Below are 16,494 nucleotides of genomic sequence, written 5' to 3' on the forward strand. Positions count from 1 at the left end.
CCTCCTTGACCCGAGTCAGCCTCGGCGCGTCCCCTATCTCCTTTCTTGATAAATTCGCTTCAGGCCGATAGTATTTCGCGAGTGTTCCGCTGATGGGATCCGGTCGGCTCCCTGCCCGGGGCATGTCCGAGCGTCGTCCGATCGAGGCTGGGTCCGGCCCCGATTCATGTCCCTCCGAAAAGAACGTTTTCGGCCGATCGCGGGCTTTTATCTGAATCTCTGATTGCGGGACGGCCTGCATATCACCTTGGCGCAAGTGCTCGGTTTTCATGGTCTTGGCTCAACCGGGACCCAGCCCGAAGGGGGGACCGAACCAATGCAGCTTGTAAGAAAGAAGCTTTATTCCAGGATTTGAAACCTGGTCGCGCCGGTAATCCCTTCCCGGATGACACCCATCAGCGGGAGAAGTCACCCGAGGCGATGAAACGGAGGAATGCCATGCCGCGTCGCACCGTCAATATCTTCGTTCTGCTGCTCCTGGTCGTTTTGATATCGGCGCTCTTTATCGCTATGATCCGGCAGTTCCTGATGGCGATCCTGTTGGCGGGCATCTTTTCCGCGATGGCGCAGCCGGTCTTTCGTCGGTTCACCCGCCTGCTCGGCGACCGCCCCGGGGCCGGGTCTGTTCTGACCCTGCTGCTCTTCGGGTTCGTCATCCTGGTGCCGTTGTCCGGCTTGGCGGGGATTATCACGGCCCAGGCCCTGAAGGTGGGCCAGACGGTCACGCCCTGGGTCCAGCGGCAGATCGCCGAACCGGCCGGTTTGACGGCCTATCTCCAGAAGATCCCTTTTTACGAGCAGATCCTGCCTTACCATGATCAGATCCTGCGCAAGGCCGGTGAACTCGCCGGCAAAGCCAGTTCGCTGCTGGTCAACAACCTGTCGGCCGGGGCAATCGGGACCGTCAACTTCGTCTTCATGTTTTTCGTGTTTCTCTACGTCAGCTATTTTTTCCTGATCGACGGCAGGCGACTCCTCGATCGGATCCTCTACTACCTGCCGCTCGAAGAGCGGGACGAAAGACGGCTGCTGGACCGTTTCACCTCGGTGACCCGGGCGACGCTGAAAGGTACGGCGGTGATCGGCATGCTGCAGGGGATCCTGGCAGGCCTGGCCTTCGCTGTAGTGGGCATCGATGCCGCGGTTTTCTGGGGCACGGTGATGACGGTGCTTTCGATCATCCCTGCCGTTGGTTCGGCCCTTGTGTGGGTGCCGGCGGCCATCATACTGGCACTGGGCGGAAGCTATCTAAAGGCGGTCGGACTGGTGGTTTTCTGCGGGGTTGTGGTCGGCAGCCTGGACAACCTGCTGCGGCCGCGGCTCGTCGGGAAGGACACCCAGATGCACGATCTGATGATATTCTTCGCGACCCTGGGCGGCATTGCCTTCTTCGGGGTGATCGGATTCATCCTGGGTCCGATCATCGCCGCCCTGTTCGTGACCATCTGGGATATCTACGGAGAGGCCTTCCGGGACGTTCTTCCGGGATTGAACGGTGGGGGGGCGGCGCAGCCGGGCGGCGAAAAGCATCCGCCGGCGGAATGCGGGGTGGAAACGAAAAAACCGCTCGGGTCTTGAAAGAGAAAATGCATACAGCCTCAAGCCATTGCGCTCGGAGAGCCCGGCCCGCGAAGGCCGGTTTCCCTCCGCGTGCGGCGATGCCGGACAAGGCTGAAGGAAAGAACGAAAGGGTGAGGAAGGGAGAGATTTCATGCTCGAATTGACCGAGGAGTTTATCCGCGACTGCATCGCCGACAGCCCCGTCATCTTTCTGAGGGGCCGGAGACTGTTCGAGAACGGCGCCTTCTGCTGCAGGGAAGCCGACGAGGAGAAAGGGGCCTACATCTATGAAGTGGATGGAAGCTATGGAGATTACATCGTATCCCTGCAATTTGCGAACGGTGGTCTTCGCTCCTCCTGCTCCTGTCCCTATCCGGGTAACGGGTGCAAACATACGGTGGCCGTGCTGCTCGACCTGATGGACCGGCTGGATTTCCGGACGCGTGAGATGTCCATGGTCCCTGTCGGGGATGCCGAGATGACAGAGCCCTGGCTGGGCCCGGAGGAGATCAGGCAGCAGGCGCTCGAAGACCGGAGAAAGCGCGCCAGGACGGAGAGCTTCGATATTACTCTCGGGGAGATGATCAAGGGCGAGCACCTCGTCGAAACGACGAGAGGCCAGCAATACACGGTCACGCTGCACGAGCCGCAGACCGGCCTCGGCCACTGCAATTGCGCGGACTTCCTGACGAACCGCCTTGGCACGTGCAAACATTTGATCGCACTGAAAGAGCATGTCAAAAGGATACCGGGTTTGTCGAAGCGGATCGGCAGGGAGCGGTTTCCTTTTGTGGATATCTACTGGGATTCGGTCCATGAGAAGCCCCGGCTTTTCTGCGAGCGCCCTGAAGACGAGATCCGGGACATTCAGCCCGTACTGCGAAAATACTTCGATTCCGAAGGATTGTTTTCATGCGATGATCCGGCTGATTTTCTTCGGCTCCTTTCCGGACTCAAAGGGAACAAAGGTTGCCGGGTCCAGGAGTCTGTGTTGAATCATATCGATGATTACCTCATGGCGCAGCAGTTGGAGGAGTTGGCCGGGGACGGCGTTCCTTCCCTCGAGAAGATCCGGACAGTTCTCTATCCTTATCAGGAAAAGGGGGTGCAGTTCGCCCTCTACCGGAGGGCGGCTCTCATCGGGGACGAGATGGGGCTCGGAAAAACCCTCCAGGCGATCACCCTCGGAGTGCTCAAAAAGGAGATCTTTGGATTCGATCGGATCCTGGTGGTGACGCTGGCCTCTCTCAAGGAGCAGTGGAAAAGGGAGATCGAACGTTTCAGTTCGGAAAAGGCTGTCGTGGTGGCGGGCGATGCGAAGCGGCGCCGCGCCCTGTATTACGATTCGGAGGCCCTGTTCAAGATCACCAACTACGAGGCGGTCCTGAGGGACATCACGATTCTTGCCCGTTTCAAACCCGACCTGGTGATCCTGGACGAGGCACAGCGGATCAAGAACTTCGCCACCAAGACCGCCGAGGCGGTCAAATCCATCCCACGCAAACACGCCGTGGTCCTGACGGGTACCCCCCTTGAAAACAAGCTCGAGGACGTCTACTCCATTGTGCAGTTCCTCGATCCGCACCTGCTCGCCCCGCTCTGGAAGTTCGCCGCGGACCACTTCATGCTGAGCCGGGACAAGAAAGGCCGGATCCTCGGTTACCGCAACCTCGATCGGCTGCACGAGCGGCTGAAGGGGATTGTGATCCGCAGACGAAAGAAAGAGGTCTTGTCCGAGCTGCCCGATGAAATCGTCAATAACTACTACGTCGAACTGAGCACGAAACAGGCCCAGATCCACAATGGCTATCTGCAGAGCCTGCTGCCCCTTTTGAACAAAAAATTCCTCACGCCGATGGATATCCGGCGGATGCAGGAACTCCTCCTCAAGATGCGCATGGTCTGCGATTCGACCTATCTGGTGGATCGGAACACCAATCTTTCCCCCAAGATGGTCGAACTCGAGGGGATCCTCGACGAACTCATCATCCAGAACGGTCGCAAGGCGGTGATCTTCAGTGAATGGACGACGATGACGTATCTGATAGGGAAGCATCTGTCCCGCGCGGCCATACCGTTTGTGGAGCTTTCGGGCAAGGTCCCCGTCGGCAAACGCCAGAACCTGATCGACCGGTTTACGAACGATCCCGACTGCAAGGTGTTTCTCTCGACCGATGCGGGGGGGACAGGCTTGAACCTGCAGGCGGCGGACTGCATCATCAATGTGGAGCTGCCTTGGAATCCGGCCAGGCTGAGTCAGCGGATCGGGCGGGTGAGCCGCATCGGCCAGGCAAGCAGGTGCATCAACGTGGTGAACCTGATCGCGAAGAACAGCATCGAAGAGAAGATCCTGGCAGGCCTCCAGCTCAAACGGGATGTCTTCGAAGGTGTTTTCGAAGGCGGACCCGACACCGTGGAGTTCAGCCGGGAAAAGCGTGCGGAGATCCTCAACAAACTCCGGGAGATGATGGGGGAAGAGCCTGTGATCGTTTCACCGGAGCAAAGGCACTCCGAGGAACTGCCGGAGGATACGCCCCACTACCTGAATCCCCAGGCCCTCCAGGACGACGCTCCGCCCTTTACCTACGAGGCAGAGGAGACGCAGGCATATCCGGAGGATCAGCATGCTGCGAAGGCCGAGACGTCCGCCGAAAACGCTCCCGAGTGTCGGACGGCCTCGAATGAGGCGCCGCGTGGGGCGGCTGGTCCGGTGCCCGCGGAAACCCAGTCGCCGGAGCGGCTCGAGGTGGTCATGAATTCGGGGCTGCAGTTCATCAGCGGCCTGCTCGAAATGGCGACAGGCCAAAAGCTGAGCCCGCTCTCAGACGGTCAGAACATGATCCAGGTGGACCGGCGGACGGGGGAAGTCACCATGAAGTTCAAACTTCCGGGGTTTTGAAGGGGTTTCGGGTCCCCATCCGGCATCAGGCGAAGAGGCTCGGGACGGCCTGTTAGACGATCCACTTGCGCTGGATGTTCCACAGGCTCACCGCGAAGAGCGAGGCGCAAGCTATCCCCAGGATGAGCCAGTCCAGGGCGAAGGGGAGGATGTGCCTGCCGTGCACGGCCCCGTGCAGGATGTCCGCCCCGTAAGTCAGGGGTAGGATGAAGGACAGGGGTTTCAGAAATACGGGGAGCCTGTCGATGGGGAAGAAAAGCCCGCACAGGAAGACCATGGGGAAGCGGAAGAAATTGGAAAAGGTCTGCGCCTCGAAGACCTCTCTTACCGCCACGGCAATGAATAGTCCGAGAAAGGTCGAGACGACGGCGATCAGGACGACCGCGCAGGTGAACATGCCCCAGGCTATGCCGGCCAGATCGATGAAGAATGCGGCCATTGCAACGGGCACGAAGGCGTTGGCGATCCCGAAGAGGATGGCGCCGCTGGTCTTGGCGAGCATCAGGAACTCGAAAGGGATCGGCGCGAGAAGCAGCCGCTCGAACGAGCGGTTTTTCTTTTCGAAGGTCACCGTGACGGCGAGCATGGAGGTCGTCCCGAAGAGGATGGAGATGCCCACCACGCCCGGCAGTAGGTGCAGGATGCTCTCGAGGCCGCTTCCGGATTTGATGAAGAACATCCCGGTCCAGGCGAGGGGGAAGACGATCCCCCAGCTGATATTCGGCGGTTTCAGATAGTAGGTCCGCATGTCTTTCACCAGGATATTCCAGAAGGCGATCCAGAGTTTCATCGGCTGCCGCCTCCCGCCTTGGTCTTTTCCTTTCGCATGGCGTCCGCCTCGATGCCGGTGATTCCAACAAAGATATCCTCGAGCGTCGGCCGCATCCTGCGCGCTTCTGTGACCTCGACCCCCTGATCCTCGAGAAAGCGGACCAGCGGTCCAACCCGAACCGGTTCATCGGCCTCCACGCGGATCAGCCCCTGCCTCGGCCTTGCGAAGGCATACCCCGGAAAGGATGCTCCGAGTCGGCCCCGCAGATCGGTTGAATCGTTCTCACAGGTAATTTCCAGGGCATGCTTTTCCCGGATGGGCTGAATCAGGCTCTCTACCGTATCGACCCGCACGATGCGCCCCGAGACGATAAAAGCGATCCGGTGGCAGAGACGCTCCGCCTCCTCGATGTAATGGGTGGTCAGAAAGACGGTTGTGCCGGCCCGGTTCAATTCGGCGACGAGCTGCCGCAGCTGCCTGGCGCTCGCCACGTCGATCCCGGTCGTCGGTTCATCCAGGAAAAGGATCCGAGGCTGGTGAATCATCCCCGCAGCGATGGTGAGTTTGCGCTTCATCCCTTTGGAATAGCCGCTGAATTTGCGGTCGGCGGCTGCGGTCAGGCCGAAGAGGTCCAGCAGCTCGCGGGTTCGCTCGTACCTTTCTTGCTTGGGCATGCCGTAAAGGGCCCCGCAGAAGGTGAGGTTCCGAGAACCGGTGAGTTCGGGATAGAGGTTGCTTTCATCGGGGACGACTCCGATCAGGTGCTGGGCCGCCCGTGGCCGGCCTGTGCAATCGATGCCGCCGATCCGGATCGTCCCCGAGTCCGGGCGCGCCAGACCCGTAAGCATGTTGATGGTCGTCGTTTTGCCCGCGCCATTGGGGCCCAGGAAACCGAACAATTCGCCTTGTTGGATGTCAAAGGTCACAGATTCAACGGCCGTGACATCGCCAAAGCGCTTGGCGAGGCCGGCGACTTCAATGATCGGCGACGGTTCCGTCATCTGTTCTTACCCGTGTACTGTCCGTTAGCGGATGTCGGCACAGGTTCCGGCCCGGCGAGCGGTTATGCCCGGCTGGCCCGGACGGGTGCCGAAGACCCATCTGAAACCCCGAATACCATACCATGAAAATCCCGCCCGGCAAGGCCGATTTTTCTGCCGTGCGTCCAACGAACCTCCACACGAGTGAATCTTTAAAGGGCAGGTCTGATAGGCTGAAAGGCCTGCCATGCAAGAAGCCCCTTGTCGTCCGAAGGGCATGGAGACAAATGCCGAGGACCGGGTCTCAATGGATGTCGCCCCGGGAGGCTTGAATTCGCGCCTTTTTGACAGCGCCGCAGAGAATCCCGTTTCCCCGCAAGGCTTTCCTGCCCGAGGTCCGAGAGGTGTCCGGTATGAACTGAACTCCCACAAGGGTTTCGAGGTGTCGGCAGGTGTAAGGCAAACCATTGTGTCCTCCGATGAAGATCGATTTACGTATTAATATTTCCTGTTTGACAAATCGGTAAAATTTATACTATTAAACCCTTTTGTTCACGCGTTCCGGCGGTCTCTTGGAGGCTCGGTAATCGGGCGAAGGGCTCGATCGTACTGCGCAGGTTCGCGCCGAGGAACCGCGCGCCGCGAGCCTGCCCGTCAGTCCTGCACGCCGCCGGCCGCCGGAGGCATCGTTTCATGGGGCTATATGGCCGAACGCTGTCGGCGGGCAAACAGGCATCGGAACGTATAGGGGTCGTTCCATTTGGATGACCGATGCAAAAAGCGGAAGCTCAACCGAAGAGAAAATCGAAAGGAGCATACCATGGCAGAGGATTACCGATCCATGTGGGCGGACCTGGGGCTCGACCTGGGGGCTCACGATGCGTTGCTGGCGGTGTTGGGACAGGCGTATCAGGACATCTATATGTCGCAGAAAGACCGTCCGGAGGGGATGGGTTACTTCGACTTCGTCATGAGCGAGGTTCATGGACTCAGGATCAAGGAATTGGTGGATGAGAAGGCAGCCGGGCGGAAGATCATCGGCTCCTACTGCGTTTTCGTGCCGGAGGAAATCATCTTGGCCGCCAATGCCACCCTGGTGGGGCTTTGCTCGGGGGCGGACTTTGCCATGGAGGATGTGGAAAAACTCCTGCCTCGCAATACCTGCGCCCTGATCAAATCGTCTTTCGGCTTCAAGATCGGCAAAGTGTGTCCCTACCTCGAGAGCGCGGACATGATCGTAGGGGAGAATACCTGCGACGGCAAGAAGAAGGCCTACGAGTCCTTGAAAGATCTCGTCAAAAATCTCTATGTCATGGATCTTCCGCAGGTCAAATCCCAAAACGGGAAGGCCCTTCTGAAGGCGGAGTATTTGTGTTTCAAGGATGCCGTCGAGCATCTCACCGGGATTCCGGTGACCGGCGAATCGCTGAAACAGGCGATACGTACGGTCAATGCGAAGCGCGCCGCTGTTCATCGGCTGTCGGTGCTCCGGAATGCCGACCCGGCGCCCGTATCGGGCCTGGATGCCCTGCTGGTCAACCAGGTCTTCTTTTATGACAATCCGGCGCGGTTTACCGAATCCGTGAACAAGATCTGCGACGAACTGGAGCGGCGGATCGAGCTGAAGAAAGGCGTCTTCCCCGAAAAGACCCCGCGTATCCTGGTATCCGGCTGTCCGCAGGCGGTCCCGAACTGGAAGCTGCCCATGATCGTCGAAGGCGCCGGGGCGGTGATCGTGGGTGAGGAGTCCTGCGTGGGCGAACGCGGCACCCGCAATCTTACGGATGAATCCGGTGAAACCGTGGATGACATGCTGGATGCGATCGTCGATCGATATTTCGAAATCGATTGCGCCATCTTTACGCCGAATCCCGATCGGCTCGAGCACATCCGGGAGATGGTCGCCGCCTACAATGCGGATGGTGTGATCCATTATGGACTCCAGTTCTGCCAGCCTTATTTGATGGAGTCCATGCCGGTCGAAAAGGCCTTGGAGGACATGGAGATTCCCTGTTTGCGTATCGAGACCGACTACAGCATGGAGGACGTCGGCCAGTTGAAGACGCGGGTGGAGGCGTTCATCGAACAGCTTCGGTAGGCCATCCTGCCGGCAATGTCTCTTAGACGGGTTTTTTCGCTGATCTCAAGGGTTGCCTCGAGTTGTTTCCGGTTCGGGCTGTCCCATCTTTTATCTTGGAGCAAGACCGCTGTCCGACTGCCGGTTTTCCCCGGTGGGCCATTTCTTCCAGAAGGGAAGGCCGGTGTTTTTCACAGGCATTTTCAGGGTGCATGCATCCTGGGCGAAGAGGGGTTTGGATACACATGTATTTTGCAGGAATCGACATTGGTTCTCGTACCATTGAACTGGTGGTTGTCGATGAAGCGGGGGAGGTCGTCTCCAGCCTGCAGGCCGACACCGGGTTCGACCCGATGACCGAGGCGAAGCGGCTGACCGAGGAGGTGACGTTCGACCGGATCATGGCCACCGGCTATGGCAGAAATCTTTTCGAGATCTCCTTCGATGCACCGACGGTGACGGAGATCAAGGCTCATGCCAGGGGTGCACGGGCGATCTTCCCCGAGGCCCAAACCGTGCTCGACATCGGTGGGCAGGACAGCAAGGCTATTGCGCTGTTCGAAAACGGCAAGGTGAAGAAGTTCGAGATGAACGACCGCTGTGCGGCCGGTACCGGGAAGTTCCTGGAGATTATGGCAAGGACCTTGGGTTTCGCCATCGACGCATTCGGCCGGGAGGCCCTCAAAGCGGTTAGAGAACTCAGCATATCGAGTATGTGCACCGTATTCGCCGAATCGGAGGTCACCTCCCTGATCGCGAAGGGCAACGACCGGCTGGAGATCGCCCTCGGCCTGCACGCCAGCGTCATACGCCGGGCTGCGAGCATGATCAGCCGGGTTTCTTCCGGGGGGGATATCGTGTTCACCGGCGGTGTTGCCAAGAATCCGTGCATGCGCCGGCTGCTGGAGGAAAGGCTCGGCCGCAGGGTCCTCGTCCCGGAGGATCCGCAGTCCGTGGGCGCCTTCGGCGCAGCGCTGCTGGCCGGGGAATAGATTTATGATCCCAGAGAGCTATAGCTATTTCGAGCGCCTTTCCGAACGATCCCTTGGAGATTTGGAGATGTGCCGGCACAGCGGCATACCGATTGCCGGGATTTATTGTATCTATGCTCCGACCGAGTTGATCCGGGCGGCAGGCATGATCCCTGTCGGGCTCTGCGGCAAAAAGGAAGCTCCGATCGCGTATGCCGAGAAGGTTCTGCCTTCGAGTCTCTGTCCGTTGATCAAGTCGAGCTATGGGTACGCCGCAAGCGATACGTGCCCCTTTTTCAGCTTCTCCGATTTTGTAATAGGTGAAACGACCTGTGACGGGAAAAAAAAGATGTATGAGTTTCTCGCGCAACTGAAGCCCCTGTACCTCATGCACCTGCCGTATTCCCAGGAGGAGAGCGGGGCTAGGGCCTTCTGGCGCAGCGAGATCGGGCGTTTCGCTGCTTTTCTGGCCGAAAGATCGGGAACGGCTCCTGCAGGGGAACGGCTGGCATATCAGATCGAACTCCACAATCAAATGCGCCGGGAAATGAACCAGGTCCTGGCCCTGGCGGCCGACGAGCGAAGTCCTCTAAACAGCCTCCAGGGGAATGGCACGATTTCCCGTGCTGCGTCATGGGGGCCAGTGACGAACTGATCGACAAGCACCCTGAAATTGCCCAGGCCTTGACCGACTTGATGACCGCGGCATGCAAGTGGAGCAATCGGAACAAGCGTGAGGCAGCGGAAATAACCTCCAAGTGGATTGGTGTCCCCGTTGAGGCGATTGAGAAATCGACCATTATCTATACGACGAACCCAAGTCAGAACTGGATGCGGGGAGAAGCCATCTTTCTGGATATGCTCAATAGTATGGATAAGTTGAACGGCCGTTTGAAGGGAAAGGCGTTCGAGGAAATCGATACGGAGATCTATGATTTTCGTTTCGTCAAGATGTCTCTCGCCAAAAATTGATTCTGGTTTTGTCTTCGTCCGTCTATCCAGGCCCCGGCGGCAGCCGGGGCCTCATTTAATTTGCTGTAAGGTCTATGAAGGGAAAAATCGCTTTTCTGCTGGTTCCAACTATAGCTCCTGTTTTGTTGTTCATCGTCTGGATTCTTTTCGCCTGGCGGATCGGCAATCAGGTCATTCTGCCCCGGGTGGACAGCGTAATTGCCCTCCTGTCCAATCCAACCGACGATCTGATAAGCATGGGTTCGCTGGCAAGCAATGTCGTTGTGAGCCTGGTCCGGGTCCTTATGGGCTATATGATGGCAGCGGCCCTTGGTGTCTCCCTTGGTGTCGTCATGGGCTATTACGCCTTGGTTTTCAGACTGATGGACACTTTTCTCAACCTTTTTCGCCCCATCCCCCCTTTGGCATGGGTCCCGCTGGTGATGGCCTGGTTTGGAGTCGCATCCATGGCGACGGCCTTGGGCCTCGAAACCGGCAGGATGTATGTTTACCTGAACAATCTGAAGTTTTCGATGATTTTTATCATCTTTATCGGGGGGTTTTATCCGATTCTCACCAGTTCGATCCATGGGGTGAAGGGTGTCAATCGAACACTGATCGATTCGGCAAGGATCCTGGGCGCGAGCGAGTACCAGGTGTTTTGCAAGGTGCTTCTGCCTGCGGCTATGGCTTCTATCATCAATGGTTTGAGGATCGGCCTGGGTATTTCGTGGATGTGTCTCGTATCGGCGGAAATGTTGCCGGGCAGCATTTCCGGGGTGGGGTATCTGATTACCCATGCGTATACCCTTGCTTCGACCGATATTGTCATTGCCGGAATGATCAGCATCGGGATCGTAGGAGCGGTAATGGACCGGCTGTTTTCCTACGTCGAAAGCAGGAAGTATTCCTGGCGGCGGATGGCGAAATAAAACACATCCGCGTGACATCACAAAAATGGGCGGTTTGATGGAATGTGGCTGGTATGACAGTGATCCTGAGAGCGGTGAACGTTTCCAAAACCTTTGAAACGAAGAACGGAGAGCGTATCCGGGCTGTGGATTCGGTGAATCTTTCCGTCGGGAAAAACGATTTCATCTGTATTGTCGGGCCGTCGGGATGCGGAAAATCCACCATCCTGAGAATCATATCCGGCCTCGAACCTGCCGGCACGGGCAGCGTTCTGTTTCGCGAACGGGAGGTCAAACGGCCCGGTCCCGAGATCGGTATGGTCTTTCAGGACTATTCGCTCTTTCCGTGGCTGCAGGTCATCGACAACGTAGCCGTAGGGCTTGAATTCTCGGGCATGAAGAAGCGTGAGCGATGGAAGATTGCGAGGCACTATCTCGATGTGGTGGCCATGTCCGAGTTTGCCCACGCATTCCCGCACGAATTGTCCGGGGGCATGCGCCAGCGGGTGGCGATTGCCAGGGCCTTCGCAAAGGACCCGGAAATCCTGTTGATGGACGAGCCGTTTGGTTCACTCGATGCCCATACCCGCATTCTGCTCCAAAAAGAGCTTCTCCGTATCTGGGAGAGCCACCGGAAAACCGTCCTGTTTGTAACGCACAGCGTGGACGAGGCCGTGTATCTGGCGGACAGGGTTGTGATCATGTCGGCAAGACCGGGTCGGATCAGGGAGGTCCTGCCCATTGATATGGAGAGGCCGCGAAGCCGCGCGAATCCGCTGTTCGGGAGACTCACCGATCATATCCTCCAGCGGCTCGAGGAAGAAGTGACGGGCCGATCCATCTGATAATGTTTCCCCGGTATTCTCCAAGGGGTCCCCAGGAGCTCCCCGGCGGCGATGGCGCAGGGTTTATTCAACAGGGACGTGACGATGATTGGATCATCCCGGAAGTGAGGCAAGGGGCCTCGTCTACTGCATGGCGAGTCGCGCGGTTTCACCGGGTTCCAGGCGTTGGGTTTCCATGAAAACAATGAGGATGCCGGTGATGGCTGTGCCCGAATGGACCCTGGTTTTCCGCCCGTTTTCCAATTACGCCCGCCCGCCTTTTTCCGCCATTTATTTCTCGCGGTTCAAGTGAGATGTCGTCAGAGGAAGAGGACTTCATTCCTTCTCACGGCTGAAAACCGCGGGGGGCAGGCCTCAAGGCAGGTGCCGCATTTGATGCATCTTTCCTGATCGATCACGTGGCACTCTTTCTTGCCCCCCGAAATGGCCTCTACCGGGCATCGCCGGGCGCAGATCATGCAGCCCTGGCACTTATCCGCGTCAATAGAATACGTCGGCACTTCGCTCAGCAAGCGCTCTACCTCTTCGCTCGTGTAAAGACCGGCATATCCCTCTTGATCGGCCTGAATCCTATCATGGAACGCCAGCTTGTCCTTCATGGTCAGTTTGAGATAGGGGATCAGCCGAGTCAGTTGTTCCAGTCTGGACCTCAGCTCAACGGGGTCGATCCCTTCGCTTTGACCAAGAGGTCCCAAGGATTCTATTTCCCGGCCGAATTCATTCATAATGTTGGCAAAGCGAATTCCCTCTCCGGCAGATACCCATTCGATCCTTAGCCTGTTAGGATTTATCCCTATGTACTCCAATAACTTTTTGCACAAATTCACCATGCTGAGGGCATCGTAATTGCCTTCGGGATTATAATGGCAGTCGTTAATGTGGCACCCTCCAACAAAGACCGCGTCCTGTCCGGTTGAAAAGGCCAGTAGAATATGCTTGAGATCCACTCTTCCGGAGCACATCACGCGAATCAATCTGATGTGGGGTGGATATTGAAAACGAGAAACGCCGCACAGATCCGCGCCTCCATAACAGCACCAATTGCATATCAACCCGATTATCCTTGGCTTGAACTTCAGTTCCGTCCCCATTTCTGTTATGCCTCCCTGTGCAGCATTTCCGGTCCCGTCCACCTGGAGCCGGCCGCGATGATCTGGCTGCAGAGTTCATCATCGGTATAGTGCTTGAGTTGTATCGCTCCTGTCGGGCACTTGCAGTTACAAAGGCCGCAGCCTTTGCACAAAACCGGAATGACCGTCGCCCTTTTGCCCTGTCTGGTGTCGAGGATCTCTATGGCGCCATAGGTGCATGCCGAAGCGCATGCCCCGCACCCTATGCACTGCCTTTCAGCTACCTCGCAAACAGAACCCGAGGCCACGACCGTGTCGTTTGAAAGGAGCGTTAAAACCCTCCCGGCTGCCCCGTATGCCTGTTTGATCGTTTCTTGAATGTGCTTGGGGTAATGGGCCATCCCGCACAGGTATACCCCCTCTGCGGCAAAATCTACGGGCCTTAATTTGACATGGGCTTCCTGGAAGAAGCCGTCGGTCCCCAGAGACACCTTGAATCTCTTGGATATGTTCTCACTTTCGGCAGAAGGAACGACAGCGGCCGCCAGGGAGAGGATATCCGCGTCGATGGCCAACTCCCCGGCAAGTACGGGATCTGTCACCGTTACTCTCAGACAGCGCCGACCGCCCTGCTCGACCGCCTCCACCTGAGGTCGTGTGCTCGCCTCGTAGCGGATAAACCTGATGTCGCTATTCGATGCTTGCCGGTAGTAGTCCTCAGAAAATCCATAGGTCATCATGTCTCTATAGAGGACGTAGATGTCTACTTGTGGATTGATCTCCTTCAGCTTCAATGCGTTCTTGATGGCATGGCTGCAACATACGCGGCTGCAGTAATTTCTGTCATCATTTCTGCAACCAACGCACTGGATCATCACCAAGGTTTGAGCATGAATGATCCTTTCCTCGTTTTTCGCGATCTTCTCTTCCAGACCAAGATGGGTCATGACCCGGTCATCTTTACCGTAAAGGTACTCAGCGGGCGTGGATTCATCGGCACCGATGGCGATGACGGTCGCACCGTGTCTTATCGTCGAAAGCCCTCTTTTCGATTGGATCTCGGTTGTAAAATTCCCCACATATCCTCTTGTTTCGGTGATAGTTGCTTTAGTATAGACATGAATCAACGGGTGTTTGTATACCCTTCCTATGAGATCGGTCAAATAGGCTTGAACATCCATCTCCTCGTCCAGGGTGTAATAAAGCCGTCTCGCCATTCCACCCAGTTCGGCATCCTTTTCCAGCAGGTAAACCTCGTGGTTCTGATTGGCAATGGAGAGTGCGCTTACCATGCCGGCGATGCCGCCTCCGACCACCAGCGCCCTCTTGTTGACCGGCAAATGAAATTCCTGCAATGGCTCCAGATGATGAACCCGCGCAACGGACATGCGGATGATATCTTTTGCCTTTTCAGTGGCCGCCTCCTTCTCTTTGGAGTGAACCCAGGAGCAATGCTCTCTGATGTTTGCCATATCGTAGTAATACTGATTGATTCCCGCTTCCCTGAGCGTATCCCGGAATAGCGGCTCGTGGGTCCTCGGGGTACAGGCGGCAACAATGACGCGATTCAGCCCTCTTTCCTGGATATCCTTTGCCAGCATGGCGGCGGCTTCAGTGGAGCATATGAAAAGGCTCTCCTGCGCGTGAACCACATTGGGCAGGCTTAGGGAGTATTGTACCGTTTCAGGGACATTGACCACTCTTCCGATATTGGCCCCACAATGGCACACATAAACGCCGATCCTTGGCTCTTCCTGGGATGCGTCTCTTTCCGGGGGATACACCCTTTCCCTGGCAAGTTTGCCCCGACGGTAGTCAAGGAGTTCGCCGCACTGGGAAGCCGCACCGCTGGCGCTCAGGACCGACTCGGGGATATCCATGGGACACTGAAAGGCCCCGCTTACAAATATCCCCGGCCGGGTGGTCTCCATCGGGTTCATAGGATTGGTCTTGCAGAAGCCGTGGGAATCGAGTTCGATGCCGAATGTTTCCGCCAAACCGTCCACTTCTGCAGGAGGGGCCAAACCGACGGATAATACGACCATGTCGAATTCTTCTTCCTTTACGCCATCGTCAGGTGTGGAATATCGTATGATCACATTCTTGGTTTCTGGATCTTCTCTGGTAATAGATGCGTAGCTTCTGATGAAGCGAATGTTCGGAAGGCTTGCTGTCCTCTGTTGAAAACGTTCGAAATCCTTGCCGTAGGACCGAAGATCGTTATGAAAAATGGTGCACTCCGCCCATTCGTCATGATCTTTTGTCAAGATGACTTGCTTTTGAGCATAGGTACAGCATACTGCGGAGCAATAACTGTTGTCGCCGGGGGTAACCCGCCGCGAACCAACGCACTGAATCCAGGCAATCTTATGGGGATGCTTTCTGTTTGAAGTGCGCAATATCTCGCCTTCAAATGGGCCTGTAGCGCACAACAGCCGTTCATAGTCCAGGGCGGTGACTACATTTTCGTATTTTCCATAGCGATATTCCTCTCTGATCCTTGGATCAAAGGCCTCGATGCCGGGAGCCAAAATGATAGCGCCAACCTTTATCTCTTCTTTTTCCCGTCTCTGGGTAAAATCAATGGCGTTTGACTGACAGACCCCCCTGCAAATTCCACATTTTCCCTCTTTTAGATAAAGACAGCTTTCATCGATATATGGGACAAGAGGAATAGCCTGAGCAAAGTATATGTGGATGGCTTTGTTTTTGGATATCCCCTGGTTGAATTCATCAGGGTACAGGACCGGGCAGTATTCCATACACGTTGTACAGCCCGTGCACTTGGCTTCATCAATATATCTGGGCTTCTTGATGACGGTTACCGTAAATGCCCCTGCTCTCCCTTCCACGCGATCGACTTCCGCATAGGTCAACATCTCTATATTGGGGTGCCTTTTGCATTCAACAAACTTGGGAGATTCAATGCACATGGAGCAGTCATTCGTGGGGAATGTTTTGTCAAGGTGGGCCATCTTACCGCCAATGGTGGGCGATTTCTCGACAAAATAGACCTTAAAACCGGCAGTGCCAAGATCCAGCGCGGCCTGTATGCCGCTGATCCCTCCACCAACTACCATGACGTCTCCAATATACAGCGCTTCAAGCGGCTTCTGTTTCATCGATATCGATCCTCATCTGTATTCGAGCAAATGAAATGGAAAGGCCTGCTCAAGCTGTGAAGGGGATGCCTTCTTTAGAGCACAGTATCTCCATTATTGTAAAATTCGTTAAGAAGCTGGAGCTGCCTTGGAGCGAGCCTTGGGCGATCGCCCGGGAATCGGTAATCATCTCGAAACGGAGGTCCCGACTTCGCCCAGGAACCGCGTCACTGATTTTCTCCCGCTCCTTTAACGTGATCTCGGCGTATCGAGAGCCGAAAAAATAAAACAGTCTGGTGCATTTGTATCGAACGGCACATAAACGAGGCGATCTTCTTCCCCCGTCTGCCGGAGTGG

12 protein-coding genes are annotated in these 16,494 nt (G+C 56.5%); 8 read left to right on the forward strand and 4 right to left on the reverse strand.

What is annotated here, in order from left to right; all coding sequences use genetic code 11:
• Positions 1 to 438: 438 nt before the first annotated feature.
• Together ACZ500_RS19205 and ACZ500_RS19210 are read left to right on the forward strand one after the other, a co-directional pair.
• Positions 439 to 1,578 carry an AI-2E family transporter gene (locus tag ACZ500_RS19205; protein WP_464229060.1) on the forward strand — a complete coding sequence of 380 codons (1,140 nt, stop codon included), beginning with the start codon at positions 439 to 441 and terminating at the stop codon, positions 1,576 to 1,578.
• Positions 1,579 to 1,711: 133 nt separating this feature from the next.
• Positions 1,712 to 4,459 (forward strand): DEAD/DEAH box helicase, encoded by a 2,748-nt coding sequence (locus ACZ500_RS19210; protein WP_464229061.1) that lies wholly within the window; start codon positions 1,712 to 1,714, stop codon positions 4,457 to 4,459.
• A gap of 52 nt (positions 4,460 to 4,511) precedes the next feature.
• Here ACZ500_RS19210 and ACZ500_RS19215 read toward each other — a convergent pair whose 3' ends face one another.
• Both ACZ500_RS19215 and ACZ500_RS19220 read right to left on the reverse strand, forming a co-directional pair.
• Positions 4,512 to 5,249 carry an ABC transporter permease gene (locus ACZ500_RS19215; RefSeq protein ID WP_464229062.1) on the reverse strand — a complete coding sequence of 246 codons (738 nt, stop codon included), beginning with the start codon at positions 5,247 to 5,249 and terminating at the stop codon, positions 4,512 to 4,514.
• Entirely contained in the window at positions 5,246 to 6,232 is a 987-nt protein-coding gene (locus ACZ500_RS19220) for an ABC transporter ATP-binding protein (protein WP_464229063.1), read from the reverse strand. Before ACZ500_RS19220 ends, ACZ500_RS19215 begins: the two co-directional genes overlap by 4 nt.
• A 799-nt stretch (positions 6,233 to 7,031) precedes the next feature.
• On the opposite strand from ACZ500_RS19220, the gene ACZ500_RS19225 reads away from it, so the two are divergent.
• From ACZ500_RS19225 to ACZ500_RS19250, 6 genes are all read left to right on the forward strand, one after another.
• Complete coding sequence (locus tag ACZ500_RS19225; RefSeq protein ID WP_464229064.1) at positions 7,032 to 8,309, forward strand: double-cubane-cluster-containing anaerobic reductase; 1,278 nt, start codon at positions 7,032 to 7,034, stop codon at positions 8,307 to 8,309.
• A gap of 224 nt (positions 8,310 to 8,533) precedes the next feature.
• Positions 8,534 to 9,280, forward strand: coding sequence for an acyl-CoA dehydratase activase (locus tag ACZ500_RS19230; RefSeq protein WP_464229065.1), 747 nt, complete (start codon positions 8,534 to 8,536; stop codon positions 9,278 to 9,280).
• A 4-nt stretch (positions 9,281 to 9,284) separates the two neighbouring features.
• Complete coding sequence (locus ACZ500_RS19235; RefSeq protein ID WP_464229066.1) at positions 9,285 to 9,914, forward strand: 2-hydroxyacyl-CoA dehydratase; 630 nt, start codon at positions 9,285 to 9,287, stop codon at positions 9,912 to 9,914.
• Positions 9,893 to 10,231 carry a hypothetical protein gene (locus tag ACZ500_RS19240; RefSeq protein ID WP_464229067.1) on the forward strand — a complete coding sequence of 113 codons (339 nt, stop codon included), beginning with the start codon at positions 9,893 to 9,895 and terminating at the stop codon, positions 10,229 to 10,231. Before ACZ500_RS19235 ends, ACZ500_RS19240 begins: the two co-directional genes overlap by 22 nt.
• 74 nt (positions 10,232 to 10,305) lie before the next feature.
• Positions 10,306 to 11,142 carry an ABC transporter permease gene (locus tag ACZ500_RS19245; protein ID WP_464229068.1) on the forward strand — a complete coding sequence of 279 codons (837 nt, stop codon included), beginning with the start codon at positions 10,306 to 10,308 and terminating at the stop codon, positions 11,140 to 11,142.
• Positions 11,143 to 11,195: 53 nt separating this feature from the next.
• Positions 11,196 to 11,966: an ABC transporter ATP-binding protein gene (locus ACZ500_RS19250; RefSeq protein ID WP_464229069.1), complete on the forward strand. Its 771-nt coding sequence runs from the start codon at positions 11,196 to 11,198 to the stop codon at positions 11,964 to 11,966.
• Positions 11,967 to 12,265: 299 nt separating this feature from the next.
• Here ACZ500_RS19250 and ACZ500_RS19255 read toward each other — a convergent pair whose 3' ends face one another.
• Together ACZ500_RS19255 and ACZ500_RS19260 are read right to left on the reverse strand one after the other, a co-directional pair.
• Positions 12,266 to 13,057 (reverse strand): hydrogenase iron-sulfur subunit, encoded by a 792-nt coding sequence (locus ACZ500_RS19255; RefSeq protein WP_464229070.1) that lies wholly within the window; start codon positions 13,055 to 13,057, stop codon positions 12,266 to 12,268.
• Between the two features lie 5 nt (positions 13,058 to 13,062).
• Positions 13,063 to 16,158, reverse strand: a complete 3,096-nt coding sequence (locus tag ACZ500_RS19260; RefSeq protein ID WP_464229071.1) for an FAD-dependent oxidoreductase — start codon at positions 16,156 to 16,158, stop codon at positions 13,063 to 13,065.
• Between the last annotated feature and the right edge of the window lie 336 nt (positions 16,159 to 16,494).

Source organism: Desulfatiglans parachlorophenolica, assembly GCF_055394735.1.